General features: G+C 72.0%; 24 protein-coding genes and 2 tRNA genes. 12 read left to right on the forward strand and 14 right to left on the reverse strand.

Annotated elements, in window-relative coordinates:
- Positions 1–33: 33 nt before the first annotated feature.
- The 5 genes from BLS99_RS04890 to BLS99_RS04910 all read right to left on the reverse strand — a co-directional run bounded on the left by BLS99_RS04890 (position 34) and on the right by BLS99_RS04910 (position 3,362).
- Entirely contained in the window at positions 34–426 is a 393-nt protein-coding gene (locus BLS99_RS04890; protein WP_091044388.1) for a YbaB/EbfC family nucleoid-associated protein, read from the reverse strand.
- Positions 423–713, reverse strand: coding sequence for a YbaB/EbfC family nucleoid-associated protein (locus tag BLS99_RS04895; protein ID WP_091044392.1), 291 nt, complete (start codon positions 711–713; stop codon positions 423–425). The genes BLS99_RS04890 and BLS99_RS04895 overlap by 4 nt, the downstream gene beginning before the upstream one ends.
- Positions 714–747: 34 nt before the next feature.
- Complete coding sequence (locus BLS99_RS04900) at positions 748–1,929, reverse strand: hypothetical protein (protein WP_091044396.1); 1,182 nt, start codon at positions 1,927–1,929, stop codon at positions 748–750.
- Positions 1,929–3,155, reverse strand: coding sequence for a hypothetical protein (locus tag BLS99_RS04905; protein ID WP_091044398.1), 1,227 nt, complete (start codon positions 3,153–3,155; stop codon positions 1,929–1,931). Before BLS99_RS04905 ends, BLS99_RS04900 begins: the two co-directional genes overlap by 1 nt.
- Positions 3,156–3,288: 133 nt before the next feature.
- Positions 3,289–3,362, reverse strand: a tRNA-Ile gene (locus tag BLS99_RS04910).
- A gap of 380 nt (positions 3,363–3,742) precedes the next feature.
- On the opposite strand from BLS99_RS04910, the gene BLS99_RS04915 reads away from it, so the two are divergent.
- Genes BLS99_RS04915 through BLS99_RS04930 form a run of 4 tightly spaced genes read left to right on the forward strand, consistent with a single transcriptional unit; the run spans position 3,743 to position 7,821 of the window.
- Entirely contained in the window at positions 3,743–5,074 is a 1,332-nt protein-coding gene (locus BLS99_RS04915; RefSeq protein ID WP_176953197.1) for a branched-chain amino acid ABC transporter permease, read from the forward strand.
- Positions 5,075–5,085: 11 nt separating this feature from the next.
- Positions 5,086–6,129 (forward strand): branched-chain amino acid ABC transporter permease, encoded by a 1,044-nt coding sequence (locus BLS99_RS04920; RefSeq protein WP_091044402.1) that lies wholly within the window; start codon positions 5,086–5,088, stop codon positions 6,127–6,129.
- A complete protein-coding gene (locus BLS99_RS04925) occupies positions 6,119–6,976 on the forward strand; it encodes an ABC transporter ATP-binding protein (protein WP_091044406.1) in 858 nt (285 codons plus the stop codon). Before BLS99_RS04920 ends, BLS99_RS04925 begins: the two co-directional genes overlap by 11 nt.
- 8 nt (positions 6,977–6,984) lie before the next feature.
- Positions 6,985–7,821 carry an ABC transporter ATP-binding protein gene (locus tag BLS99_RS04930; RefSeq protein ID WP_091044410.1) on the forward strand — a complete coding sequence of 279 codons (837 nt, stop codon included), beginning with the start codon at positions 6,985–6,987 and terminating at the stop codon, positions 7,819–7,821.
- Between the two features lie 72 nt (positions 7,822–7,893).
- Here BLS99_RS04930 and BLS99_RS04935 read toward each other — a convergent pair whose 3' ends face one another.
- Positions 7,894–9,153, reverse strand: coding sequence for an ABC transporter substrate-binding protein (locus tag BLS99_RS04935; protein WP_218126252.1), 1,260 nt, complete (start codon positions 9,151–9,153; stop codon positions 7,894–7,896).
- Positions 9,154–9,450: 297 nt separating this feature from the next.
- On the opposite strand from BLS99_RS04935, the gene BLS99_RS04940 reads away from it, so the two are divergent.
- Both BLS99_RS04940 and BLS99_RS04945 read left to right on the forward strand, forming a co-directional pair.
- Positions 9,451–10,557 (forward strand): hypothetical protein, encoded by a 1,107-nt coding sequence (locus BLS99_RS04940; protein ID WP_091044420.1) that lies wholly within the window; start codon positions 9,451–9,453, stop codon positions 10,555–10,557.
- Positions 10,558–10,706: 149 nt separating this feature from the next.
- Positions 10,707–11,636, forward strand: coding sequence for a carbohydrate kinase family protein (locus BLS99_RS04945; protein ID WP_091044425.1), 930 nt, complete (start codon positions 10,707–10,709; stop codon positions 11,634–11,636).
- Between the two features lie 21 nt (positions 11,637–11,657).
- On the opposite strand, the gene BLS99_RS04950 is transcribed toward BLS99_RS04945, so the two are convergent.
- The 4 genes from BLS99_RS04950 to BLS99_RS04965 form a co-directional block, all read right to left on the reverse strand.
- Positions 11,658–12,827 carry a hypothetical protein gene (locus tag BLS99_RS04950; protein ID WP_143034691.1) on the reverse strand — a complete coding sequence of 390 codons (1,170 nt, stop codon included), beginning with the start codon at positions 12,825–12,827 and terminating at the stop codon, positions 11,658–11,660.
- Between the two features lie 66 nt (positions 12,828–12,893).
- Positions 12,894–13,727, reverse strand: a complete 834-nt coding sequence (locus BLS99_RS04955; protein WP_091044431.1) for a glutaminyl-peptide cyclotransferase — start codon at positions 13,725–13,727, stop codon at positions 12,894–12,896.
- A gap of 228 nt (positions 13,728–13,955) precedes the next feature.
- Positions 13,956–14,834, reverse strand: coding sequence for a putative RNA methyltransferase (locus BLS99_RS04960; RefSeq protein ID WP_091044433.1), 879 nt, complete (start codon positions 14,832–14,834; stop codon positions 13,956–13,958).
- A complete protein-coding gene (locus tag BLS99_RS04965; protein WP_091044437.1) occupies positions 14,831–15,436 on the reverse strand; it encodes a TetR/AcrR family transcriptional regulator in 606 nt (201 codons plus the stop codon). Before BLS99_RS04965 ends, BLS99_RS04960 begins: the two co-directional genes overlap by 4 nt.
- Before the next feature lie 153 nt (positions 15,437–15,589).
- Here BLS99_RS04965 and BLS99_RS04970 point away from each other — a divergent pair, with 153 nt between their 5' ends.
- Entirely contained in the window at positions 15,590–16,858 is a 1,269-nt protein-coding gene (locus BLS99_RS04970; RefSeq protein WP_091044440.1) for an MFS transporter, read from the forward strand.
- Positions 16,859–16,951: 93 nt separating this feature from the next.
- Positions 16,952–19,420 (forward strand): beta-glucosidase family protein, encoded by a 2,469-nt coding sequence (locus BLS99_RS04975; RefSeq protein ID WP_091044444.1) that lies wholly within the window; start codon positions 16,952–16,954, stop codon positions 19,418–19,420.
- 72 nt (positions 19,421–19,492) lie between these two features.
- On the opposite strand, the gene BLS99_RS04980 is transcribed toward BLS99_RS04975, so the two are convergent.
- Positions 19,493–19,825, reverse strand: coding sequence for a YtxH domain-containing protein (locus BLS99_RS04980; RefSeq protein ID WP_091044448.1), 333 nt, complete (start codon positions 19,823–19,825; stop codon positions 19,493–19,495).
- Between the two features lie 227 nt (positions 19,826–20,052).
- On the opposite strand from BLS99_RS04980, the gene BLS99_RS04985 reads away from it, so the two are divergent.
- Positions 20,053–20,125: transfer RNA gene (locus BLS99_RS04985), tRNA-Asn, on the forward strand.
- A gap of 44 nt (positions 20,126–20,169) precedes the next feature.
- On the opposite strand, the gene BLS99_RS04990 is transcribed toward BLS99_RS04985, so the two are convergent.
- The 3 genes from BLS99_RS04990 to BLS99_RS05000 all read right to left on the reverse strand — a co-directional run bounded on the left by BLS99_RS04990 (position 20,170) and on the right by BLS99_RS05000 (position 23,731).
- Positions 20,170–21,255 carry an epoxide hydrolase family protein gene (locus BLS99_RS04990; protein WP_091044452.1) on the reverse strand — a complete coding sequence of 362 codons (1,086 nt, stop codon included), beginning with the start codon at positions 21,253–21,255 and terminating at the stop codon, positions 20,170–20,172.
- A gap of 75 nt (positions 21,256–21,330) precedes the next feature.
- Positions 21,331–22,257: a LysR family transcriptional regulator gene (locus BLS99_RS04995; RefSeq protein WP_143034692.1), complete on the reverse strand. Its 927-nt coding sequence runs from the start codon at positions 22,255–22,257 to the stop codon at positions 21,331–21,333.
- 121 nt (positions 22,258–22,378) lie between these two features.
- Positions 22,379–23,731 (reverse strand): dihydrolipoyl dehydrogenase family protein, encoded by a 1,353-nt coding sequence (locus BLS99_RS05000; RefSeq protein WP_091044458.1) that lies wholly within the window; start codon positions 23,729–23,731, stop codon positions 22,379–22,381.
- Between the two features lie 237 nt (positions 23,732–23,968).
- Here BLS99_RS05000 and BLS99_RS05005 point away from each other — a divergent pair, with 237 nt between their 5' ends.
- From BLS99_RS05005 to BLS99_RS05015, 3 genes are read left to right on the forward strand one after another with little or no spacing between them, the layout of a single operon-like run.
- The gene (locus BLS99_RS05005) at positions 23,969–24,790 is read left to right on the forward strand and encodes an ABC transporter ATP-binding protein (RefSeq protein ID WP_091044462.1); all 822 of its coding nucleotides are present in this window, start codon (positions 23,969–23,971) and stop codon (positions 24,788–24,790) included.
- The gene (locus BLS99_RS05010) at positions 24,791–25,465 is read left to right on the forward strand and encodes an ABC transporter permease (protein WP_091044466.1); all 675 of its coding nucleotides are present in this window, start codon (positions 24,791–24,793) and stop codon (positions 25,463–25,465) included.
- The gene (locus BLS99_RS05015; protein WP_091044469.1) at positions 25,462–26,193 is read left to right on the forward strand and encodes an ABC transporter permease; all 732 of its coding nucleotides are present in this window, start codon (positions 25,462–25,464) and stop codon (positions 26,191–26,193) included. Before BLS99_RS05010 ends, BLS99_RS05015 begins: the two co-directional genes overlap by 4 nt.
- The last annotated feature ends 11 nt before the right edge of the window (positions 26,194–26,204 follow it).

Genomic DNA, 26,204 nt, shown 5'->3' on the forward strand with positions numbered 1-26,204 from the left:
TCCGGCCCGGGCGAGCGCCCGGGCCGGGCGGGTTCAGCGCGGGGTCCTGCCGGGGCCCTGGCCGTCCTTGGGGAGGTACTGGGCGAGGACGGCGTCGACGTCGATCTTGTCGCCGATGAGGCGGCGGGCCATCTCGGCGGTCTTGGCGGCGTACGCCTCGCGGGCCCGGCGGATCAGGGCGACCGTGGCGGGGCCGAGGGACTGCCGGAAGCGCATGGCGCCCTCGTTGATGACGATGGCGTCGACCTTGCCGTTGGCGTCGAGCCTGACGCTGAGGAGTCCGTCCTCGGAGACGACCTCGATCGCGTCGGCGCCGAGTTCGGCGCTGACCTCCTCGTACTTGCGGAGTGTGGCCTCGGCCTCCGAGCGCATGCGCTCGAATTCGGCCATGATCTGGTCGGGCGTGGGCCGCGCCTGGTCGCTCACAGGTTCTCCTCGCGCTCGGCCTCGAACACGTCGGCGAGGGTCCGGCGGATCGCCTCGGACAGCTCGCGGTCGGCCTCGTCGGTGGCGGTCTTGACGGTGGCGGCGGTCAGCTCGCCGAGTTCGAGGCCGCTGAGCTCGAACGCGTTCATCCGCAGGTCGATGACCCTGACGTCGCCGCCGGGTCCGGCCACGACGCGGACGGCGCCGTCCTCGGACACCGCCTCGACCTCGGTCTCGGCCGCGAGCCGCTGGGCCTCGGCCAGTTTGCTGTGTATGTCGCCGTGCATGGACGGCTCTCCTTCCTTGAGCGAACGCGGGGGGTCAGTTCCAGTACGCGAGCCGCCTTGCGGGGTCGCCCATCCACTCGGTGCGGAACTCCTCGGGTGCGAGGCGCAGCCGCGCGGGCCCGCGGGCGACGCCCTCGGGGCCGCGGTGGGCGTACAGGTGGGCGTCGGCGCGGACCGCGGTCGCCTCGCCCGCGGCGACGTCGACCTCGACGCGCTCGGCGGCGCCCTCGGCCTCGACCTCGACGGTGTGGGGGCCCGGGGGCAGCGGGTGCCACCAGTTGCCCCAGGTCGCGGGGACCTCCAGGCCGTCGATGCGCACGACGGGCGGCGCGGCCCGCAGGCCGGCGAGCTCGGGGTCGCGGACGACGACGCCGTCGCCGTCCTCCCACAGGTGCCGGTGGGCCCTGGCGCGCAGCAGGAGCGCGCCGCGTCCTGGCACGAAGTCCGGGAGGGACCCGGGCCGGTCGCCGACGAGGGCGGGCCGGTCGGCGGTGAGCACGGGGTCCTCAGGGCCGTCCCACGGGTAGTGCACGGGCCGCGAGAGCCCCGGGCCCTGGTGCTCCAGGCGGAGCGCGGCGAGGCGGGCGCGTTCGCGCCTGCGCCACGGCGCCAAGGGGATCAGGGCCAGGATCAGGACCGCGAGGGCGGCAAGGACGATCCGACTGCCGGTGCTGTCGAGGCTGAAGAGGTTGACGATCCCGAACGGCAGCCCGCACACGAGCACGGTCACGACCGCCCACTCGTAGAGGTACACGCGGGAGGCCAGCGGCATCGCGTCGACCGCCTTCGGTCCGAAGTGGACGGTGTACCGGTCGGCCTCCTCGCGCCACACGAGGGTCGCGGTCGCGCCGTCCTCGATCCGGACCACGACGGGGCTGCCCGCGGTGCCGCTCTGGACGTCGACCTCGTGGAACCCGGCGGGCAGCACGGTGAAGACCGTGCCGTCGCCGACGGCCACGGGGGTCCCGTCGACCGCGGCCACCGGCATGGTCGCGGCCGAGTCGAGCACGAGGCGGAGCACGCCCGACCCGTCCGGGGGCACCGGGCGGGCCGGGGTCGTCGCGAAGGGCGAGGGGACCGGCGCCACGGCGGGGTCCCGGTGGAGCAGGGGCTTCGAGCGCAGGGGCCGTCCCAGCAGGTCCGTGTACACGCCGCGGCCCCGCTCGTACGCCTCGGCGAGGTCCTTGGGGATGGCCTTGCGGTCGATGCCCTGCACTATTTCCCTCCGGCGGCCTTGATGTCCTCGCCCGCCTGGATGTCGGTGTCGCGGTACGCGGTCGCCACCTCGGTGAACCGCGTCGCGTTCCCTTCGAGCGCGGGCGAGATGAGCGCGACGTCCCCGGCGAGCTCCACGCGCTGCGTGTTGTAGCCCTCGACCCAGCCCTGGCAGGCCAGGCCCCACGTGAAGAAGTCGGTCTCGGTGTCGCTGTTGACCGCCTGCGAGAGCGAGTCGGCGTTCCCCTGGAGGCCCTTGAGCTTCTCGGCGACGCCGTCGAACTCGTCGGGGTCGACGCTCGTGTACGTCTGCATGTCGCCCGAGGGGTTCGACGAGATCGGCGTCGAGTTGCCGCGGCCCGGGGCCCCGGTGCTCTGGATGCCGCCGGCCCAGTTCGAGATGATGCCGCCGGCCCACTGGAGCATCTCCGAGGACGACTGCCGGAACGTGGAGCCGAGGATCTCGGTGCCGATGTGCGCGAGCTGCTTGCCGGTGAACTGCGCGAGCGAGACCCGCAGGAACATGGTCGCGGTGTCGACGGCGGTCTGGCGGGTCGCCCACATCAGGAACGTGGTGATCGAGCTGCCCGCCGAGGCCCACGCCATCGCGAGGGCCATGAGGCCGTAGATGATGACCTGCTCGATGAGCGCCGACAGGAGGGCCTTGACGAGCTCGAAGACCGCCTTCGAGAGCATCTGCGCCATGCCGATGTGCGTCTCCATGTGGGAGATCGCGGCGGCGATGCCGCCGAGCGCGGCGGCCATCCCGTTGACCTTGTCCTTGGCGGCGTCGGTCGTCGGCGACTGCGAGGTCTTCAGCGAGTCCTGCCAGGCCGCGTCCACCTCGCCCTGGAGGGAGATGAGCGTGGTCTTGAACTGGCGCCACCGCTCCTGGAGGTCCTGCATCTGGTTCGGGTCGCCCGAGAGCCAGGTGATGAGCTTGTTGGCGGGCTCGAACAGGGCCAGGACGAAGTCGAGGCCGACGTTGACGAGCATCCCGAGCGGGTTCTTGTACGCCGCGTAGCCCTCCAGGGCGAGGCTGGCGATGTCGGCGCCGACGGTGACCGCGGCGTTCCCCGCGGACACCTCCTCGTCCTCGATGGCCTTGTTGATGACGTCGGCGCTGTTGAGGACCTGCTTGACGCCGGGCACGGCGCCGCCGGCCTTCTTCCAGAAGCCGTCCTCGCCGGGCTTCTCGTCATTGGTGATGTCGGAGTCGTTCGCCATCTGGGGCTGCTCCCGGGAGGTCGGAGGGACTGGTGCGGATTCCGACCATAACGGATTCGGGCAATACCGGGAAGCAGGAGCGGGCACGCGGAGGGCCCCGCGCCGGCGCGGGGCCACTCATCGCGGGCGGTCGTAGGGCAGGCAGGACTTGAACCCGCGACCCAGGGATTATGAGTCCCCTGCTCTAACCAGCTGAGCTACTGCCCCGAGCGGGCAATATCCTCTCACACCCAGTATCGGCGCGGTGGCCCCAGGGCACGGAGGGCCCGTCGCGGGGGTGCGGTCGCGGGAGGAAACGCCGCGCAGTGTTCACTGGTGCCGAACCGGACCGAAACGGCCGCATGGCACGACGGAGGAGGCCCGGGCGACGCGGCGGTAACATTCGCGCCACATTTGCAACGGTTCCATAACGACAGGTGCTGTTGTTAGCCAGGTCTCTTTAAGATCCGACTCACTCCTGCCGTTCCGTGTTTCTCGAACGTTGCACGCGGCGGGTTCCGACGCCCGAAACCTCCCGAGGGGGCCCATTGAGACGACCATTGATGCTGCTGTCGGCTGCGCTGGCCGGCCTATTGCTGTGTCTGGGGGTGAGCAGCAGCGCCGGCGCACAGGACGCGTTCGGCGTCCACGGCCTCCTCGACGACCAGCAGGAGCAGCCCGTGGCCGGCGTGTCGATCACCGTGACCGACGCGGACGGGGCCGAGATCGCCTCGGTCGTCACCGCCGAGGACGGCACCTGGGCGGTCCCGCTGGAGGCCGAAGGCGACTACGTCGTCACCCTGGACGAATCCACCCTGCCCGAGGGCCTGGTCGTCCGCAACTGCAAGCCGCAGCTCGAAGTCCACGTCACCGGCGACCGCACCGCCCTGTTCCCGCTCGACACCCAGGTCGACGGCTGCACCCCGGGCGAGAGCCCCGGCGGCGGCACGCCCTCCGACGACGCCAGTGACGAGCCCGGCGAGGAGTCCTCCGAAAGCGAGGACGCCGCCGCCGACGACGCGGCCGCCGACGAGGTCAGCGAGGTCGAAGGCGAGGGCGGGGCGACCCGCGCGATCAGCCTCCTGGTCTCCGGCCTGCACTTCGGCCTCATGATCGCCCTCGCGGCGGTCGGCCTGTCGATGGTCTTCGGCACCACCGGCCTCACCAACTTCGCCCACGGCGACCTGGTCACCTTCGGCGGCGTCATGGCGCTGCTGTTCAACGTCACCTTCGGCGTCCCCGTGTGGCTCGCCGCCATCGCCGCGGTGGCACTCGGCGCGGCCTTCGGCTGGGCCCAGGACTGGGGCCTGTGGTCCCCGCTGCGCCGCAGGGGGACCGGCCTGGTCTCGATGATGATCATCTCGATCGGCGTGGCCCTGCTCATCCGCAACGCGACGCTGTTCTTCGTCGGCGGCGAGCGCCTGCGCTACACCGAGTACGTCGGGCAGACGCCCTGGGACTTCGGCTGGCTCGTCATCACGCCGAAGGAGGTCGTCACCGGCCTCATCGCCCTCGCCGTGTGCGTCCTCGTCGGGCTCGCCCTGGTGTTCACCAGGCTCGGCAAGGCGACCCGCGCCGTGGCCGACAACCCGTCGCTCGCGGCCTCCACCGGCATCGACGTCAACAAGGTCATCCGCCTGGTGTGGACGATCGGCGGCGCGCTCGCGGCCATGTCCGGCGTGTTCCTGTCGATCAGCGACGGCGTCAAGTTCGACATGGGCCAGCACCTCCTGCTGCTCGTGTTCGCCGCCGTCGTCCTCGGCGGCCTCGGCACCGCCTTCGGCGCGTTCGTCGGCGCCATGCTCATCGGCGTGTTCGTGCAGATGTCGACCCTCGTGGTCGCGCCCGAGCTCAAGTACGTCGGCGCGCTGGCCGTCCTCATCATCATCATGCTCACCAGACCCCAGGGCATCCTGGGCCGCCGCGAGCGAATCGGTTAGGAGGCCACGCGATGGATTGGCAATTCGTATTCAGCCAGGCGCTCACGCAGGCCATCGGACCGACGATGCTCGTGTACGCCCTCGGCGCGATCGGCCTGAACCTCCAGTTCGGGTACACCGGCCTGCTCAACTTCGGGCAGGCGGCCTTCGCCGCCATGGGCGCGTACGGCCTGGCGCTCAGCGTGGTCGCATGGGGCCTGCCGTTCTGGTGGGGCATCCTCATCGGCCTCGCCGCGGCCGTCGTCATGGCGCTGCTGCTCGGCATCCCGACCCTGCGGCTGCGAGCCGACTACCTCGCGATCGTGACGATCGCGGCGGCGGAGATCATCCGGCGCCTCGCGCGCGCCACGGTCTGGTCGGACACCACCGGCGGCTCGGACGGCATGCGCGGCTTCTCGGAGCCGTTCTTCGAGCTCATCCCCTGGGACCGCGACTCGACCTGGACGCTCCTGTTCGTGTCGATGGACAACGGCCGCCTGGCCGTGGACTTCGGGATCTTCGAGCTCCAGTACTCCTACCGCGACACCTGGATCATGGTCGTCGGCTGGGCCCTGGTACTGCTCATCTGCGGCGTCATGGCGCTGCTGGTGCACAGCCCGTGGGGCCGGGTCCTCAAGGGCATCCGCGAGGACGAGGAGGCCGTGCGCAGCCTCGGCAAGAACGTGTTCGCGTTCAAGATGCAGGCGCTGGTCTTCGGCGGCATCATCGGCGCGGTCGCGGGCTTCCTGTTCGCGCTCAGCCGGGCCAACATCCAGCCGGACACGTTCACCACGGACTTCACGTTCTACTTCTACGTGGTGCTCATCCTCGGCGGCGCGGCCCGGGTCTTCGGTCCCGTGCTCGGCGCGGCCCTGTTCTGGTTCCTGTACAACATCCTGTCCCAGGGGCTGGGCGAGGCGATCCGCGCCGACGTCATCCCCCCGAGCGTGCTCGAGATGACGCAGGTCGGCCCGCTGGTCTTCCTGCTGCTGGGCCTGGGCATGGTCCTGCTGCTGATCTTCCGGCCGCAGGGGCTCATCGGCAACCGGAAGGAGCTGCTGTTCGATGTCCGATAAGGAGAAGGCGGGGAAGGCCGCCGCGGGCGCGGCGCTGGCCGGGGTCCCGGCCGAGCCGGGCGCGCCGAAGGCGGACGCGATCCTCTCGGCGACCGGCGTGCGCCGGGCGTTCGGGGGCCTCGTGGCCGTGGACGTCGAGCACGTCGAGATCCAGCGGGGCACCATCACCGCGCTCATCGGCCCGAACGGGGCGGGGAAGACGACGTTCTTCAACCTGCTCACCGGGTTCGACCGGCCGAGCCGCGGCTCGTGGGACTTCGACGGGCGCCGGGCCGACCGGATGCGCTCCTTCCAGGTGGCGCGGGCGGGCATGGTCCGCACGTTCCAGCTCACGAAGGCGCTCACCCGCATGTCGGTCCTCGACAACATGCTCATCGGCGCCGCCGACCAGGTCGGCGAGCGCATGTGGGCCGGGCTCGTCCCGCGCCTGTGGCGCGGGCAGGAGGCCGCCAACCGCGAACGGGCCCTGGTGCTCCTGGAGCGGTTCAAGCTCATCGACAAGCGCGAGCACTACGCCGGGGAGCTCTCCGGCGGCCAGCGCAAGCTCCTGGAGATGGCGCGGGCGCTCATGCTGGAGCCCAAGATGATCATGCTCGACGAGCCGATGGCCGGGGTCAACCCGGCGCTGAAGCAGTCGCTGCTGGAGCACATCAAGGACCTGCGCGAGGACGGCATGACCGTCCTGTTCGTGGAGCACGACATGGACATGGTCCACGAGATCGCGGACTGGGTGGCGGTCATGGCCGCCGGGCAGCTCATCACCGAGGGCACCCCGGACCAGATCTCGGCCGACCAGCGGGTCATCGACGCGTACCTGGGCGCCCACCACGACGCGGCACAGCATTAGGAGGCGGCATGAGCGACAACGAGACCGGTGAGGGGATCGGCCCGACGGGCGCCCCCATCGACGAGAGCGTGGAGTCGGCGACCGAGGTGTGCAGCCGCGAGGGGCACCTCGCGGCCTCGGGCGAGGCCCTGCTGCGCGCCGACGAGGTCGTCGCCGGGTACATCCCGGGCGTGGCGATCCTCAACGGCACCGACCTGTACGCGAACGAGGGCGAGCTCGTCGGCATCATCGGCCCCAACGGGGCCGGGAAGTCGACGCTGCTCAAGGCCATGTTCGGGCTGGTCGGCATCACCTCCGGGAAGGTGGTGCTGCGCGGGGAGGACATCACGAACCGCAAGGCCCACCAGCTCGTGCCCCTGGGGGTCGGCTTCGTGCCGCAGACGAACAACGTGTTCGCCGCGCTCACCGTCGAGGAGAACCTCGAGATGGGCGTGTTCCTGCGGCCCAAGGCGTTCAAGGAGCGGTTCGGGTTCGTCACCGACCTGTTCCCGGTGCTCGGAGACCGGCGCGCGCAGCGGGCCGGGTCGCTCTCGGGCGGCGAGCGGCAGATGGTGGCGATGGGCCGGGCGCTCATGATGGAGCCGTCGGTGCTGCTGCTCGACGAGCCGTCGGCGGGCCTGTCCCCCGCGATGCAGGACGAGGTCTTCTTCAACACGAAGCAGATCAACCAGACCGGCGTCACGGTGGTCATGGTCGAGCAGAACGCGCGGCGGTGCCTCCAGATCTGCGACCGCGGGTACGTCCTGGACCAGGGCCGCAGCGCCTACACCGGTCCGGGCGACGGCCTCATCGACGACCCGAAGGTCGTCGAGCTGTACCTCGGCACCCTCGGGCGCGCGAGCTAGTACGCGCGCAAGGAGAAGCCCCCCGGGTCCTGTGGTCCCGGGGGGCTCTTCCGTCGGATCCTTGCGCCGCGGCTAGCTCAGCTCGCCGAAGCGGTACTCGAGGTTCTCGTAGGTGTTGTCCGGCAGGTACTGGTACACGCCGATGGTGGCGGCGGTGACGTCGCCCTCAGGGGAGAACTCGATCGGGCCGGAGTAGCCCTCGTAGTCGATGTCCGCCGTGTTGTCCTCGGCCAGCAGGTCGTAGCACTCGGTGAAGCCGGTGCACTTGGTGCCGCCGCCGGAGACGTCGACCAGGTTGTCCTTGATCGTCTCGGAGTCGACGCTGTCGCCCGCGATCGCGGCGAGCGCGACGAGGGAGGTGGCGTCGTACGACTCGGGGCCGTACGTGAAGTCCGTCAGGTCCGGGTTGACACCGAGGAGGCGGTCCTGGATGCCGGCGGTGTCGGCGCCCGGGAAGGTGCCCTTGGCCCCGTCGAGGAAGCCGGCCGGGAAGGTCTCCGAGTAGTCGGCCAGGTTGCCGTCCACGAGGTACCAGCCGAGGTCCTGCGCGCTCAGGCCGCCCTCGGCGAGGGCCGGGCCGAGGTTCACGATCTCGTTGAAGGTGATGAGGACGACCGCGTCGGCGCCGGACTCGGCCACCGCGCTGACCTCGGCCGAGAACTCGGTCGCGGTCGGGTCGTAGATCGTCTTCAGGACCACTTCGCCGCCGAACTCGGTGATGTTCTGCTCCACCGCGTCGGCCAGGCCGGTGCCGTAGGCGTCCTGGAGGGCCAGGATCGCGATCTTCTCGTGGCCGTCGGCGATCACCGTGTCGGCGAGGACGCGGCCCTGGAGGATGTCCGAGGGCGCGGTGCGGAAGTAGTAGTCGCCGCGCTCGTACGTGGTGAAGTCCGGCGACGTGTTGGCCGGGGACACCTGGACGATGCCCTCTTCGTAGAGCTTGTCGATGAACTGGAAGGAGACGCCCGAGGAGGCCGCGCCGATGACGGCGTGGACGCCCTGCGCGATGAGCGCGTCGGCGGCGGGCGAGGCGATGTCGGTGGAGGTGTCGCCGGAGTCCTCGTGGAACACCTCGACGCAATTGTCGAGCACGCCCCCGGCTTCGTTGATCTCCTCGATGGCGAGGTCGACGCCGGCGAACTCGGGCGGGCCGAGGAAGGCGAGGGAGCCGGTCTGCGGCAGGATCGTGCCGACCTTCAGACCGTCGTCGCTCTCGGTGCAGGCGCCACCGGACGCGTCGTCGTCGCCGCCGTCGTCGGAACAGGCGACGAGCGAGAACGCCGTGATGCCGACGGTGGCCACGGCGAGCATTGCTCGGGGAAAGCGAGCCATTGTTTCTCCTATTGAGTGTTCGAGATGGATCCGCAGGTGGATATGGAGGTTGACGTGATCCGAGTTACACCCTATTGCAGGGCGGGTGTCGATGCCAGACACCGTGACCACACCCGTTCCTGTTTGTGATGGCTCCGTGACCTTTTTGAAACCGGTGTTGCAATCGCTTTGCGGGAAAGGGAAGCGCGGGTTTCGCTCGGTTTCGGTCCCCCTCCCCCGCCCCGCTCCCCCGCCCGGGGGAGGCGGTTCGCCCCCGCGCGGGAGGCCCCGGGCGCCCGCCGCCGCGAGGCTGGGGGCATGACAACGGAACCCACCACCCAGCCCCGGAAGCGGACCGGGCGCGCCGCCGCCATCGCGGCGTTCCTCTGGTCGCTCACCGCCGTCCCCGTCGGCCTCTGGCAGCTCCTCGACCCCGAGGGCGGCCCCTTCAGCCATGAGCTGTACGAACCCACGTTCACGCTCCCCGCCGCGGTCCCGGCCTGGGCCGCCCCCGCCGCGCTCATCGCCGCCGGCGTCCTCGGCCTCCTCGCCGCCCGCGCCCGGCCCCGCCTGTGGCCCCTGACGGCCCTGTACGCCGTGGTCTTCGGGATGCTCCTGAGCACCACCTCCCCGATCGCCTTCGCCGGCTACATCTGCGCGTTCCTCATCCCGCTCGTCGTCGCGGCCGTCCCGGTCATGCTCGCCCGCGGGACGGCCGGGCGCCTCGTCGCGGCGGCCGCGGTCGCCGCGCTCCTGGTCGCCCTCGGCCTCACCGGGGTCGTCGACTACGCCGCCGTCGGCGACTTCCTCCAGATGCTCGGCGCCCGCGTCGCCGAGATCGGCGCCTACATGCTGGTCCAGGTCTGGATCGTCGCCGGCGGCGCGATCTGGGCCGCGCTCACCCTGAGCCTGCTCCTGAACGGCCGCGGGGACCGCCCCGCCCCCGCCTGGCTCGCCCCCGAGCGCGCCGCCCGCTGGGGCCGCGCCGCGAGCTGGACCGCGTTCGCCTGCGCCCTCCCCTACGGGCTCGTGCGCATGACGTGGCTGACCCCGTGGGCGTGGACGGGCGGCCCGCTCGACTCGTCGATGATCGACCCGGCCACCCGCGTGTGGGGCCTGTGCCTGGGCTTCGCGGCCCTCGCCGGCGGCGTCCTGTGCCTGGGCATGACCTACCGGTGGGGAACGCGCTGGCCGTTCTGGATGCCGGTGGTCAAGGGCCGCCCGGTCCCGCCGAAGCTCGCGATCGTCCCGGCGACGACGGTGGCCGCGCTGTTCACGTGCGTGTCGCTGCCGTTCGTGGCCCTGTCGATCCGCCAGGACGCCCTGGAGATGGTGTGGGCCTTCCCGTTCTACGTGTGGGGCCCGGCGCTGGGAGCGGCGACGCTGGCCTACGCGATCAGGCGCGGCGTGGTCGAGGCCCGCTGACGGGAGTCGGGGGCGGGCCCCGGGGCGATGCGCCCCGGGGCCCGTCTTAGCGTGGCAACGGTGTTGACCCCGGGGCGCACGCGGCCGTACTGTTGCCCCCGCAACGCTTTCCATGAATTCCTGCAATATATTCCAGCGAAGGAAACCACATGCTCGACATCCTGGTCGTCGGCGGCGTCGGCGTCGACACGATCGTGCGGGTCCCGGAGATCGCGATCGGCGAGGGCGACTCGCTCGGCGTGGAGCCGATCCGCGACTACGTGGCGCACACCGGGAACGGGGTCGCCCTCGGCTGCCTGCACCTGGGCCTGGACACGCGGTTCATCGACTACATCGGCGAGGACGAGCAGGGCGCGCTGGTGCGCCGCCACTACGAGGAGCACGGCCTCGACTTCCGGTACCTGGTGTCGGCCAACGGCACCTCGCGGTCGGTGAACCTCGTGGACGCCCTCGGGCGCCGCTACTCGTTCTACGACTACCGGCACGCCCCCGAGCTGCGGATGCCCGAGTCGTTCTTCGGTCCCCACGTGGCCGAGGCGAAGCACGTCCACGTGTCGATCCCCAACCACACCAGGGACGTGCTGGGGGCGATCCCCGAGGGCGTCACGGTCTCCACCGACCTGCACGGCTGGGACGGCGAGGCCGAGCACCAGAAGGACTTCGCGCGCCGCGCCGACCTGGTGACGCTCTCGGCCGCGCGCCTCGGCGGGAGCCCCGAGAAGGCGATGCGGTGGATCGTCGACCACGGCCGGGCCTCGGTGGTGGTCGCGACCGACGGCGAGCGGGGCGGGTACGTGCTCGAACGGGGCGGATCGGTGGAGCGGTACCGGGCAATCGACCCGGTGGCCGAGCTCGGCGGCGTCTCGCCGGAGTGGGCGTCGTGGGCGCCGGTGGACTCCAACGGCGCGGGCGACGCGTTCGTGTCGGGCATGCTGTGGGCCCGCGGGCGCGGCGGCGGCCTCGCGCGGGCGCTCGACGCGGGCCGCATCGCGGGCGCCTACGCGTGCCGCACCAAGGGCACCAGCACCGCGCTCATCTCCGCGGAGTTGATGACCGAGAGCCTTGCGGCCCTGCGGTAGCGGAGTCGACGGCCGGGGCCGTCACTGCTGCTCGGGCGGACGGTTGGCGGTCATGGCCTTGGCGCGGGCGATGACGTCGTCGAACGGGGAGGGCTCGGCCGGGCTCGGGCGGACCGCGTCGCGGTGCTCGGGCTGGACCACGAGCATGAACAGGCCGCCCGCGACCGCGGCCACGACGGGCGCGCCCAGGCCGATCTCGGCGACGGGCCAGTCGCCCGCGTGCGCGCCGGTGGCGATCATGAACGCCGCCCACACCGGGACCGCCCAGCCCCCGGCGAGCAGGAGCAGGTCGCGGCGGCGCCGCAGCTCGGGCCGGATGAGCCAGACGAGGAAGTCGAGCCAGGCGCCGCCGAGGAGGAACACCCACACGTACGCGCCGTTGTCGAAGCCGGTCATGGCCCCGGCCATGATGCTCGGGTAGACGAAGACGACGGTGAAGAACCCGAGCGGGAGCCGGAACCGGCCGGTCGCGAAGACCGCCAGCGCGAGCACCATGACCGTGGTGAACACGATCCCGGCGACCGGGCCCGAGTCGAAGCCGAAGCGGCCCTGGAGGCCGACGCCGGTCTCGAACGGGGTCCTGGTGAAGGGCACCAGGTAGTTGAGGAAGAGGACGAGGGTCGCCACGAGGAAGCCCAGGGAGAGGGCGGGCGCGGCGAGGCGGGCCTCGACGGGGATCGGCTCGGGCTCGACCGAGAGGGTCTCGCGGCGCCAGGCCGACAGCCAGGGGGCCAGGGCGATGAGGACGCCGGCGGCGGCCAGGCCGAGGTGCGAGGGGCTGAAGAAGATGTCGAGGTGGGCTTCGACGCCGAGCAGTTCGTGCCAGATCAGGTCGGCGAGGGCGGAGGCGAGGAAGAGCGGGACGCCGACGATCGCGGGCCCGTAGCCGTGGGGGACGGCGGCCGTGCCGGTGCGGCCCTCGGTGCGGTGGGCGCGCACGAGGATCCAGGCGATCCAGGCGGCGGTGGCGGCGAAGCCGGTGTAGAAGGCGAGGTGCCACCAGGTGAAGAAGGACTCGGGCCAGCCGTGGGCGTGGGCGTTGACGTCGAGGATCAGCCCGCCGATGAACCAGGCCGAGAACCCGGCGGTGGCGAGGTCCTGCCACCAGGCGGCGAAGACGCGGGGCTGGCGGGAGTCGGCCAAGAGGTGCATCTTGTACTCCAGCAATCGGTCAAGGGGGGTGAGGGCCATGAGGTCATCATGGCCCACCCGGACCGGCCGCGCAATCGCGGTTTCGTCACCGTCCGCGCACAGTGGTCAGGCGGTGAAGCGCACGAGGAACAGCTTCGGCCAGTGCTTCCCGGTCAGGTAGAACTCGCCCTCGCCCTCGGCCTTCGCGATGCCGTTGAGGACGTCGGCGCCCGCGGAGTCCTCTTCGGACAGCAGGCCGGAGGCGTCGATGTCGGCCTGCACGGTGCCCGAATCGGGGTCGATCCCGACGATCCGGTCGGTCTGCCAGACGTTCGCCCAGACCGTGCCGCCGCTGCATTCGAGCTCGTTGATGGAGAACACGGGCTGGCCGGACTGGTCGGCGACCGCGACCGTGCCGGTCTCCTCGAAGGTGGCGGGGTCGCGGAAGGTGAGGGTGTCGGAGCCGTCGCTCATGACGAGCCGTTCGCCGTCGTAGCAGACGCCCCAGCCTTCGCCCTCGTACTCGACGGTCTCGACCACGTCGAGGGTGACGGGATCCCGCTTGTAGGCGCGGTGCTCCTGCCAGGTGATCTGCCAGACCGCGTCGTCGGTGAGGGTGAGCCCTTCGGCGAAGTCCTCGGCGGGGAGGTCCTGGGAGGCGAGGACCTCGCCGGTGGCGGGGTCGGTGATGCGGACGTCGGACTCGCCGTAGAGGCCGGCGCTCTCGTAGAGGACGGTGCCGAACTCGGGGTGCTCGGCGAGTTCGAGGCCCTGCGTGAAGGAGCCGGGGTCGTGGTCGTAGGTCTCCAGGACCTCGACGCCGGTGAAACCGCCCGCGTCCTGGTCGGGGGTGTCGCTCTCCCCGGCCGCGGCGTCGCCGGCCGAGCAGCCCGCGAGCGCCAGGAGCCCCGCCGCCGTGAATGCGAGGCCGTGCCGGGCCGCCCGCTTCTCATCGAACATTGAACTCGTCTCCAGGTGCCTCGGGGGTGACACCTCGTACCGTATCGGTCATGGCAAACGAGGACAAGAGGTGAATCGAAGCGGTTGCCGCGCATCGGGGGAGACCGGCCCGCCGCGTCCGGAGGGCCGGCCCGCGGGCCGCTTTCCAGCGCTTTCAGCACTCCCGCGTCAGCGGGTCAGTGCGCACGGCCGCGTCAGCGGGTCAGTGCGCACGGCCGCGTCAGCGGGTCAGTGCGCACGGGGGACCCAGCGGGTGACGGTCGCCGAGACGGTCACGTCGACGCGCTCGGGCAGGGCGGCCACGGCCGCGTCCAACTCGGCGGGGCCGTGGTGGCGGGCGCTCGGGCCCATGCCGACGATCCTTCGGACCGCCTCGTGTCCCAGGCCGATCGAGTATGAGATCTCGTCGGCCCGCTCGGCCTCGAACAGCGAGCCGAGCTGGTCGGCGGTCCGCTGCGGTTTCGCAGGGTCGACGCTCAGCAAGTCCAAGGCGTCGACGAGTTCGCGGAGGTGGTCCAGCCGGGGGGTCAGGACCACCAGAGCGCCTCTTGGGTGGAGGACGCGTGCGATCTCGTCGGCGTTGCGGGGGGCGAAGACGTTGAGGACCGCAGCGGCGGCGCCGTCGCGGACCGGAAGCCGGTTCCACGCGTCGGCGAGCACCGCGGCGAGTCGCACCTGAGTTCCAGCGGCTCGCCGCGGTTCCCCGTCCGCGGGGGCGCCGCGCTTGGCGCAGCGGCGGAGCGCGTACTTGGAGGTGTCGAGGCCGACGCCCTCGCGCGCGGGGTCCGCCGCGAGGGCCGCGGCGAGGTAGTGGCCGGTGCCGCAGCCGGGTTCGACGACCACGCCGGGCGCGTCGGTGGCCGCGGCGGCGGCGACCGCTGCCAGGAGCGGGTCGTAGGCGCCGGAGGACAGGAAGTCCTCGCGGGCGGCGACCTGGTCGGCGGTGTCGCCGGTGGTCGCGTTCGAGCCGGGCGCGAGCAGCGGCGCGTAGCCCTGCTTGGCGAGGTCGAAGGAGTGCCCGTCGGGGCAGGACAGGCGCCGGTCGGCCTGGTCGAGGCCCTGGCCGCAGTTGGGGCAGGCGAGCGCGCCGAGCGCGGGCAGCGTCACGCGGCGGCCTCGGGGTCGATGAGGCGGAGGAAGGCGCGGAAGGACGCGGGCATGTCGACGCTTTCGGGTTCGTGGAGCCACTGGAACTGCAGGCCGTCCATGATCGCGACCAGCAGCGGCGCGGCCTCCTCCGGGGTGAGCCCGGAAGGGAGCCGGTCACCCCACCGGCGGCGCAGGGTGATCGCCATGTCGCGGCGCACGAGCCGGTAGCGGTCGCGGAAGTACGGCCCGGCCGGGTGGTCCTCGGTGACCGACTCCCCCAGCAGCGCCGAGAACGTCCGCACGATCGGCGCCCGGTGCGAGTTGGCCTCGACCACGCCCACGGCCTGGGCGATCGTCATGGGCTCCTCGCCGATGACGCGCTCGCCGGAGTCCCACTCGTCGCGCATGGTGAGCACCGCGATCAGCAGGTCCTCTTTGGACGGGAAGTAGTGGAGGAGGCCCTGCTGGGTGAGCCCCACCTTCTCCGCGACGGCCGCGAGGCTCGCGCCCCGGTAGCCGCGCTCGGCGATGACCTCCATGGCCGCCCGGACGATCTCCTCGCGGCGGGCCTGCCCGCGGGCGCCGTGGCGGACGCCTTGCGGCCTCGGCGGGTTCGTCATGCGCGCCCCGATTCTGGAGTCGGTTCCGATGGCCCCCAAGCATAGATAATCACGATTCGGACTCAAGCACTACCGGGCACTCGGTAGACGTGGCAGACTCCTCCTTACCCTTCCCAGTGACACCCCTCCCCGTGACGCAGAGGAGCCCGAGCGATGGCGCTCGACTCGACCCCGGCCCCGCCCCTCCCGCCCCCGCCCCCCGCCGCCGGCCCGGCCCCCGCCCCGAACGGCTTCGTGCTCCGCGCCGCCCTCTCCAACTGGAGCCTGTGGACCGCGCTCCTCACCCCCGGCGTCCTCACCCTCGCCATCCGCGTCCCCGAGATCGTCGGCGACGACTACGAGGCCGCCTACTCCCTGGTCATCTCCACCGGCATCGCCGTCGGCATGCTCGGCGCCCCGCTGTGGGGGCGCCTGTCGGACCGCACCCGGTCCCGGTTCGGGCGCCGCCGCCCCTGGATCGCCGGCGGCGCGCTCGCGGGCGTGGCCGGGACGCTCGTCGTCGCGTTCGCCCCGGACCTGCGGCTGCTCCTGCCCGGCTGGGTCCTCGCCCAGGCCGGGTTCAACGCCGCCCTGGCCGCGACCATGGCGATCATGCCCGAGCGCATCCCCGCGGCCGCCCAGGGCCGCGCCTCCGGGGCGTTCGGCGCGGCCATCACCGGCGGCTTCCTCACCGGCTCGGCCATCGCCGCGGTCACCCAGGACACCACCGTCATGTTCCTGCTCCCGTGCGCGCTGGTGCTGGTCCTCACCGGCGCGTTCGCGCTCACCCTCGACGACCCGAAGGTCGATGCACCACCGAAGCCGTTCTCCCCCAAGGAGTTCGCGAGCAGCTTCGGTTTCGACCCGCGGCGCCACCCCCAGTTCGGGTGGGTGTGGCTGACGAAGTTCTGCTTCATCTTCGGCATCGTCGCGCCCTCGACCTACATGGTGTACTTCCTCGCCGCGCGCCTCGACCTGACCGCCGCCGCGGCCGCCGCCGTGGTCGGGCTGGTGTTCGTGGTCAACTTCAGCGTCCAGACCGGCGTGGTCCTCGCCACCGGCTGGCTCTCGGACCGCCTCGGCCGCCGCCGCCCGTTCGCGGCCGCCGCGGGCCTCCTCCTCGCAGCGGGGCTGCTCACCATGGCGTTCGCCGACGGACTGCCGCAGATCCTCGCCGGCCAGGCGTTCCTCACCGTCGCCGGCGGCCTGTTCGCCGCCATGGACGGCGTCCTCGTCTTCCAGACCCTCCCCGACCCCGCCGCGCCCGCCAAGGACCTCGGCGTCGCCAACCTCGCCAACGGCCTGCCCGGCGCGCTCCTGCCGCCCCTCGCCACCGCCCTGCTCGCCATGGGCGACACCGAGTACACGCTCCTGTTCGTCATCTGCGCCGGCTCCGCCCTCGCGGCGGTGCTCGCGCTCGGACGCGTCACCAGCGTGCGGTGACGACCCCGCGCCGCCGGCCCCGCGGGGAGGCCGGGACCGGCGGCGCGGCCACACAGACGCCCCTGCGAAGGAACCGAGAGAAAGGAAGGGCACATGAGCGACTGGACCGTCCCCGCCGACCGGCCCGACTACGACGAGGCCGTCGAGGCCGCACTCGCGAAACTGGACCTGGAGACCAAGGCCGACCTGCTGGCCGGCATCGACATGTGGCGCACCCTCGCCGCCCCCGACGCGGGGCTGCGCTCGATGACCGTCTCCGACGGGCCCATCGGCGTGCGCGGGCGCTTCTGGACCGCCGCCGACCCGTCACTGGCCCTGCCCAGCCCCACCGCCCAGGCCGCCTCGTGGGACCCGGCCCTGGTGCGCCGCATCGGGCACCTCCTCGCGGCCGAGGCCCGCCGCAAGGACGTCGACGTCCTCCTCGCCCCCACCATCAACCTCCACCGCTCCCCGCTCGGCGGACGCCACTTCGAGGCGTTCAGCGAGGACCCGTACCTGACCGGGCGCATCGCCGAGGCGTACGTCGCCGGCGTGCAGGAGCGCGGCGTCGGCACCACCATGAAGCACTACGTCGCCAACGACGCCGAGACCGACCGGTTCACCGTCGACAACGTCATCGGCGAGCGGGCCCTGCGCGAGCTGTACCTGCGGCCCTTCGAGATGGTCGCCGCCGCGGTCAACCCCTGGGGCGTCATGACCGCGTACAACACCGTCAACGGCACCACCATGACCGCGCACCGCGAGCTCATGGACGTCCTGCGCGGGGAGTTCGGCTTCGACGGGTTCAACGTCTCCGACTGGGGCGCCGCCCGCCACACCGTCGAAGGCGTCGAGGCCGGGCTCGACCTGGCCATGCCCGGGCCGTTCACCGTCTTCGGCGAGCACCTGGTCGCCGCCGTCCGCGACGGCCGCACCACCGAGGACGCCGTCGACGCCAACGTCCGCCGCATCCTCAGACTCGCCGCCCGCGTCGGCGCCCTCGACGGCGTCGAGGCCGCGGTCGGCGGCCGCATCGAAGGCGTCGCCGACCCCGACGGGCTCCTCCGCGAGATCGCCCGCCGCTCCGTCGTCCTCGCCAAGAACGACGTCCCCGCCGGCGACGAGACCCGCATCCTGCCGCTGCACCCCGACGTCGTCAACCGCCTGGCCCTCATCGGCCCGGCCGCCCGCGACGCCCGCATCCTCGGCGGCGGCTCCGCCACCGTCTTCCCCCCGCACGTGGTCTCCCCCCTCGACGGCCTCCGCGCCCGCCTCGGCGACCGCGTCCACTACGCCCAGGGCGTCGACCTCTTCGAGCAGATCCTCGCCGCCGACCGCGGCTTCGAACTCACCGTGCACCCCGTCAAGAAGGACGGCACCGCGCTCCCCGCCGAACCGCTCGCCAACGGCGACGTCAAGTGGATGGGGTACGTGCCCGGCGGCGTCACCGCCGACGAGTTCGACCACGCGCTCCTCGAAGGCCGCTACACCGCGACCAGGACCGGCGAGCACGTCTTCGGCACCCGCGGGTTCGGGCGCCACAAGCTCGTCATCGGCGGCGAGACGGTCTTCGAGGGCGACCACGACTACGCCGGCGACGACCCCTTCGAGGCGTTCTTCGGCCCCGGCGTCGAACGGGTCCGCCTCCACCTCGACGAAGGCCAGGAGGTGGCGGTCAGCCACGAGTTCGCGCCGTTCGACTTCCCGCCCGGGTTCCCGCCCTCGGTCCTGTTCGGGCTCATGCACACCGAGCCCCGCCCCGACGAGGACACCCTGCTCCGCGAGGCCGTCGAGGCCGCCCGCGGCGCCGAGATCGCCGTGGTCGTCGTCTCCACCACGGCCCTCACCGAGTCCGAGGGCTTCGACCGCCCCGACCTGCGCCTCCCCGGACGCCAGGACGAACTCGTCGCGGCCGTCGCCGCCGCCAACCCCAACACCGTCGTCGTCGTCAACACCGGCTCCCCGGTCGAGATGCCCTGGGCCGGCGACGTCGCCGGCATCCTCCTCACCTGGTTCCCCGGCCAGGAGGGCGGCAACGCCCTCGCCGAGGTCCTCCTGGGCGCCGAACCCGGCGGGCGCCTCACCACGACCTGGCCGAAGACCCTCGCCGACGCCCCGGTCACCGAGGTCGTCCCCACCGACGGCGTCCTCCGCTACGACGAGGGCGTCTTCATCGGCTACCGGGCCTGGCAGCGGCGCGGCACGGTCGAACCGGCCTTCTGGTTCGGCCACGGCCTGTCGTACACGACATGGGCGTACGAGTCGATCGAAGCCGCCGCCGGTGCGGTGCGGATCAAGGTGCGGAACACCGGCGACGTGCGCGGCCGGGAAGTGGTCCAGCTCTACCTGGCCCCCGATGCGGCGGCCGACGTCCCGGGAGGCGTCGAGAGGCTCCGCCTCGCGGGCTTCGCCGCGGTGGAGGCGGATCCGGGCGAGGAGATCGAGGTCGTCATCCCGATCGAGGAGCGGTCGTTCCAGTACTGGAACGAGGAGGAGCACGCCTGGGTGCGGGTGCCGGGGGCGTGGACGGCGAAGGCCGGGCGCAACGCGAACGACCTCGGGCTGAGCGCCGAGGTCGGCTAGACCCGACCGAATGAGGGATGGGGAGAGGGCCGGGACTTGGGATCCCGGCCCTCTCCGCGTCGGCTATGGAATTCAGAAACCGGGTGCGTCGCCGCGCATGGCGCGGTCGTTGCGGGCCGGGGTGGTCACCCCGGCGGAGTCCCAGGGCTCGGCCTTCGGGGGCTCGTCGGCGCTGGTCGTGAAGTTCTCGATGATCTCACCGAACTTCGTGTCCTTGATCTTGTCCTGCGCCGCGTTCACCGCTTTTCCCGCCTGGTTGCGAACCGACGACGCGACCTGCTGGACCTTGTCGTTGCCGGTCACCCGGCGCGTGTAGTCCACGATCTGGTCGTACCGCTCCCGGCCGGCCTTCGCCCCCAGGACGTACCCGACCGCGAAGCCCGCTACGAGATACCACTTCCGCATGTTTGCCTCCCCCGGCCGACCCTCGGGCCGGACGCTGCCTTCGTCGACTGTGCGTCCCCGCACACAGCGGCCATTCTGCCGCATCCAGGGGTGCCCCGCCGGTCCAAGCGCGAAACGCGCCGCCCGATTCCTCCCGTCCCGGGGCCCGCGCCACACCCACCCCGGTGGCACCCGCCCCCGCCGCTCCTGTAATCTCGTATCCGGTTCGCCGCACGGCAGAACACCATTCCCCAATAGCTCAATTGGCAGAGCAGCCGACTGTTAATCGGCAGGTTCTTGGTTCGAGTCCAAGTTGGGGAGCAGACAGAGAAAGGCCGGTCGTTACGACCGGCCTTTTCGCGTTGTCAGCGGAGGGTGTCGAAGAAGGCCGCGATGTCGGCGGTGATCTCGGCCGGGATGGCGTGGTGGAGGTAGTGGGAGTCCTGTTCGTAGACGTTCCAGGAGCGGATGTCGGCGTGGTCGCGCTGGGCGAAGTTGCGGATGCCGTGGAAGTCGCCTGAGGCGCCGGCGAGGGCGAGGGGGGTCGTGGTCGGTTCGGTGGCGGGCTCGGCCTGGGCGTTCTCGTAGTAGAGGCGGGTCGAGGAGCCGGCGGTGCCGGTGAACCAGTAGATCGCGACGTTGGTGAGCACGAAGTCGTCGTCCACGGTCTCGTCGAGGAGCTGCGCGTTCCACCCGAGGAGGCCGGCGGGCGAGTCCGTGAGCGCGTGCGCGAGGGTCTGCGGCTGCTGGGAGTGCAGGGTGTTGAACGCGGACTTGTGCTTCATGAAGTGGTCGAGGGTCTCCAGGGTCGCGTAGTCCCGGGGCTCCAGGCCCTCGAACTCGGCGGGGTCGCCGCTGGGGAAGGAGAAGACCTGGGTGACGTGGACGCCGGCCACGTGGTCGGGGTCGGTGCGGCCGAGCTCCGGGGAGATCATCGACCCGGCGTCGTTGCCGACCGCGCCGTAGCGCGTGTAGCCGAGGCGGGCCATGAGTTCGGCCCAGGCGCGGGCGACGCGCCCGTTGTCCCAGCCGGCCTCCGCGGTCGGGCCGGAGAACCCGAAGCCGGGGATCGAGGGGATGACCAAGTGGAAGCCCGCGGCGGTGAGCGGTTCGACGACGTCGAGGAACTCGGCCACGGAGCCGGGCCAGCCGTGGGTGAGGATGAGCGGGAACGCGTCCTCGCGCTCGGACCGGGCGTGGATGAAATGGACGTTCTGCCCGTCGATCTCGGTGGTGAACTGCGGGTGCGCGTTCAGGCGGGCCTCCCAGGCGCGCCAGTCGTAGCCGTCGCGCCAGTACTCGACGAGGTGGCGCACGCGGTCGGTGCTGACGCCGTAGGAACCGGGGATCTGGTCGGCGAAGCGGACCCGCGACAGGCGCTCCTGGAGGTCCTTCAGGTCGGCGTCGGCGATGTCGACGGTGAACCGTTCGATGCGGTGCTCGTTGCTCATACCTCTATGATTTAGCAGGTCGTGGGCATGATCAAGGTCGAAACGCAGCACGCGCGTGCTGCGGGGCAACACGATCTAGGCGAGCCAGCCCGCGCCCCGGGCGAAGTCGGCGGCCACATCGGCGAACGCCTGCACGAGGGGGCTGCGCGAGGACCGCGGCCACACCAGGCGCACCGGCATCGGCGGCAGGCCGATGAGCGGCAGCACCACGACGCCGGGCCGGTGGTACGAGTCGAGGAGCGACGCGAAGGTGAGGTGCGCGAGCTGCTGCTCGGCGACGAGGCGGAGCACGTCCTCGATGTACTCGGCGGTGACGCGGCGCAGCCGCAGCTCGCGGCCCCCGGGCGTGGCGCGCGGCGTCCACGCGCCGCCGTACCACTGCGGCAGTTGGGGATAGACCACCTCGTGGGCGGCGAGGTCTTCGATGTCGACGACGGCGCGTTCGGCGAGCGGGTGGTCGACGCCGAGCATCACCGCGCGGCGGACGTGCTGGACGGCCGGACCGATCGCCAGGTCGGCCTCGGGCGCGGTCTCGACGGGCATCCAGGTGGCGAACACGTCGACCGGCCATGAGGGGCGGTCGCCTTCGAGCCAGTGGAACAGGTCGGTGGTGGGGGCCGCGTACTGCACGACCCGCGCCTGCGGGTACGCCTGCTCGAACGCCTGGACCAGCGCGGGCGCCAGCTTCTCGGGGAGCGTGGTCGCGAAGCCGACCCGGACGACCTTCCCCGCGGGGTCGGCCGCGTCGCGGACCTCGGCCAGCGCCCGCTCGATCCGCACGTACGCGGCGCGGAACTCGGCGAACAGGTGCTCGCCCGCGCGGGTGAGGCGCACGGTGCGGCTGGTGCGCTCGAACAGGGCGGCCCCGGCGCGGCGTTCGAGGGTGCGGATCAGCGCGCTCACCCTGGAGGTCGACAGCGAGAGCCGCTCGGCGGCGCGACCGAAGTGCAGCTCCTCCGCGACGGTGAGGAACGCTTCGATCTCTCGCATCTCCAGGTTCACGTCGGCAGTATGAGCGCGCCCGGGCCGGCGCGCGGAGTTCCCGAACGCAACCGAACACCGCCGGACTCCGAAGTCGCGGGTCCGGCGTCAGGGAAACGATGCCGTCAGAAGAACGGTGCCGTCACAGGCGCGAGAGCGCGTCCTCCACGGCGCGGTGGAACGTCGGGTAGGCGTAGATCATGCGGCGCAGGTTCGCGATCGGGGTCCGCTCGTGGACGGCGAGGGTGAGCATCGACAGGACCTCGCCGCCCGTGGGGCCCGCGGAGGTCGCGCCGACGAGGACGCCCTTGTCGGTGTCGGCGACGAGCTTGATGAAGCCCTCGTTGCCGGTCTTGTGGATCCACCCGCGCGAGGAGCTGGGGATCTCCGAGACGGAGGTCGCCACGTTCAGGCCCTGGTCGCGGGCCTGCTGCTCCGTGAGGCCGACGGCGCCGACCTCGGGGTCGGTGAAGGTCACGCGCGGCACGGCGTGGTACTCCGCGCCCGCGTTGTCCTTGCCGAGGACGTGGTCGGCGACGATCGCGGCCTGGTACATCGACATGTGTGTGAACGCGCCCTTGCCGACGATGTCGCCGATCGCGTAGACGCCGTCGGCGACGCGCAGGTGCTCGTCGGCGTCGAGGGAGCGCCCGCTCGCGTCGACGCCGACGGTGTCGAGGCCGAGGTCGCGGATGTTGGGCCTGCGGCCGGTGGCGACGAGGAGGCGGTCGGCCTCGACGGTCACGGTGCCGGCGGTGACGGCGAAGCGGCCGTCCTCGTGCGAGACGGACTCGACGGACGCTCCGGTGTGGACGGCGATGCCCTCCTCCCGGAAGACCTTCTCCACCAGCTCGCCCGATTCGGGCTCCTCGAGGGCGAGGAGGCGGTCGGCGGCCTCGAACACGGTCACGTGGGTGCCGAAGCGCGAGAACGCCTGCGCCATCTCCAGGCCGATCGCGCCGCCGCCCAGGACGATGAGCGAGTCGGGGGCCTCCGTGGCGGCGACGGCGTCGCGGTTGGTCCAGAAGGGGGTGTCCGCGAGCCCGGTGATGGGCGGGACGGCCGGCTCGGTGCCGGTGTTGAGGATGATGGCCTTGGCGACGGTGAATTCCCGGTCGCCGACGCGGACCGCGCCGGGGCCGGTGATGACGGCCTCCCCGCGGACGAGGCGCCCGCCGGCGTCGGTGAAGCGGTCGGCCGCGACCTGGTCGTCCCAGTCGTCGGTGGCCTCGCCGCGGATGCGCTGGGCGACGGGGGCGAAGTCGGGGGTGACCTCGGCGGTGCCGGCGAGGTCGGCGACGCGGCGGGCCTCGGCGAGCGCGTCGGAGCCGCGGACCATCATCTTGGTGGGGATGCACCCGTAGTAGGGGCATTCGCCGCCGACGAGGCGGCGTTCGACGCCGACGACGACGAGTCCGGCGCGGGCGAGTTCGGCGGCGGCCGACTCGCCTCCGGGACCCATGCCGACCACGACGACGTCCACTTGCTCGGCCATTTCCGGCTCCTCTCGTCCGTGTTCGGGCCCAACCATACCGGTGTGCGCGGGCACGGGTGCCGCGCTTGCGCCACGGCCCGGTTTTTCCGAATCGTAAGGTTCGAGGAGGCGTGGAGGAGGCGCGGATCGGGTAGTGTCGCGTGAGCGCCGGGCCCGATCGCCGGCGAATGCCTGGCCGACCGGGCGATGTGCGGACGGCGGCCGAGGCCCGCGCCCGTCCGCGCACAGAGGAGCCCGATGATCGAGTTCCGCAACGTCACCAAGCGGTTCCCGGACGGGACGGTGGCCGTCGACTCGTTCGACCTCGTCATCCCCTCCCGCAAGACCACCGTGTTCGTCGGGTCCTCGGGCTGCGGCAAGACCACGCTGCTGCGCATGATCAACCGCATGGTCGAGCCCACGTCGGGCACGGTGGAGATCGACGGCGAGGACGTGGCCGCGAAGCAGGCGGTCGCGCTGCGGCGCAGCATCGGCTACGTCATGCAGAACAGCGGCCTCATGCCGCACTTCACCGTCGCCGAGAACATCGCCACGGTGCCGCGCCTCAACGGCGGCACCCGCCGCGCCGCGAAGGCGCGGGCCCTGGAGCTCATGGACGTCGTCGGTCTGGAGGCCTCGATGGCCGACCGGTACCCCAGCCAGCTCTCCGGCGGCCAGCAGCAGCGCGTGGGCGTCGCCCGCGGGCTCGCCGCCGACCCGAACATCCTGCTCATGGACGAGCCGTTCGGGGCCGTCGACCCGATCGTGCGCGCCGAGCTCCAGCGCGAGCTCATCCGGCTCCAGCAGGAGCTGGACAAGACGGTCGTGTTCGTCACGCACGACATCGACGAGGCGTTCCTCCTCGGCGACCAGGTCGTGATCCTCGCCGCGGGCGCCCAGCGCCTCCAGGTCGGCAGCCCCAGCGAGATCACCGAGCGGCCCGCGGACGACTTCGTGGCCGCGTTCATCGGCGCCGAGCGCGGCAAGCGGGCGCTGAGCGTCAAGCAGACCCCGAACGGGCCGGTGCTCGTCGACGCGGAGGGCCGCACCCAGGGCGTCCTGGTGGAAGGCGGCGCCTAGATGGACTGGGTGTCCGACAACCTCGACCTCATCGGCTCCCTGACGCTCGACCACCTGCGGCAGAGCGTCATCGCGATCGTCGCCGGGTTCCTGCTGTCGCTGCCGCTGGGCTGGGTGGCGTGGCGGTACCGGCTGCTGCGCGGGTGGGTCATCACGGTGACCGGGCTGCTGTACACGATCCCGTCGCTCGCGCTCCTGATGATCCTGCCGGTGGTCGCGGGCTATCCGGCCACGAGCGAGACCAACCTGGTGATCGCCCTGACGATCTACGCCATCGCGATCATGGTCCGCGCCGTCACCGACGGCCTCGACTCGGTCGACCCGGCGGTGCGGCGCTCGGCGACCGCCGTCGGCTACGGCGACGCGCGCCGGTTCTGGGCCGTGGACCTGCCGCTGGCCGGGCCGGTGATCCTCGCGGGCCTGCGGGTGACCGCGGTCAGCACGATCTCGCTCGCCACCGTCGGGATCCTGGTGGGCGTCACCAACCTCGGGTACCTGTTCACCAACGGCCTCCAGCGGCGCATCACCGCCGAGGTGCTGGCCGGGATCGTCGCGGTCGCGCTCATCGCGCTGCTCATCGACCTGCTGCTCATGCTCGCGGGCCGCCGGCTCATGCCGTGGGTGCGCGGCAGGACGCCGGCCCGGCGCTCGGCCGCCCTGGAGGCCGCCGCATGAACCTCCTCGCCGACGCGTTCGCGTGGCTCTCCGCGCCCGAGCAGTGGTCGGGCCCGAACGGGCTCCAGCACCTGCTCGCGCAGCAGCTCTACTACACGGCGATCGCCGTCGCCATCGCCGCGGTGATCGCCGTCCCGGCGGGCTGGGCGATCGGCCACACCGGACGCGGCAAGGAGATCGCCGTGGCGTTCGCGGGCGCGGCGCGCGCCGTCCCGTCGTTCGGCCTGCTGGTGCTCCTGGTGCTCCTCTTCGGGGTGCTGCACAAGCCCGAGGCCGCGACGGTCACGTTCGTGATCCTCGCGATCCCCTCGCTCCTGGCGGGCGCGTACGCCGGGTTCGAGGCGATCGACCGGCGCGTCGTCGACGCCGCGCGCGCGGTCGGGATGACCGAGGCGCAGATCCTGTGGCGCGTGGAGGTCCCGCTCGGGCTGCCGCTGCTCGTGGGCGGGTTCCGCTCCGCGGTGCTCCAGGTGGTCGCGACGGTGACGATCGCCGCGTACGTCAACCTCGGCGGGCTGGGCCTGCCGATCATCACGGGCCTGAGCCTGCGCCGCTACGAGGTCGTCCTCGGCGGTGCGGTCCTGGTCGCGCTGCTCGCGCTCGTCCTCGACGCGCTGCTGGCGCTCGCGCAGCGGGCGGCGGTGCCCCGCGGGATGCTCGCGGCCCAAGGGCAGCACGTGACCGGGCCGCGCCGCAGGCTCGGACCCGACCCCGAACCAGCCACCTGAGCCCACACCCA

Source organism: Glycomyces sambucus, from assembly GCF_900102815.1.
GTDB lineage: Bacteria > Actinomycetota > Actinomycetes > Mycobacteriales > Micromonosporaceae > Glycomyces > Glycomyces sambucus.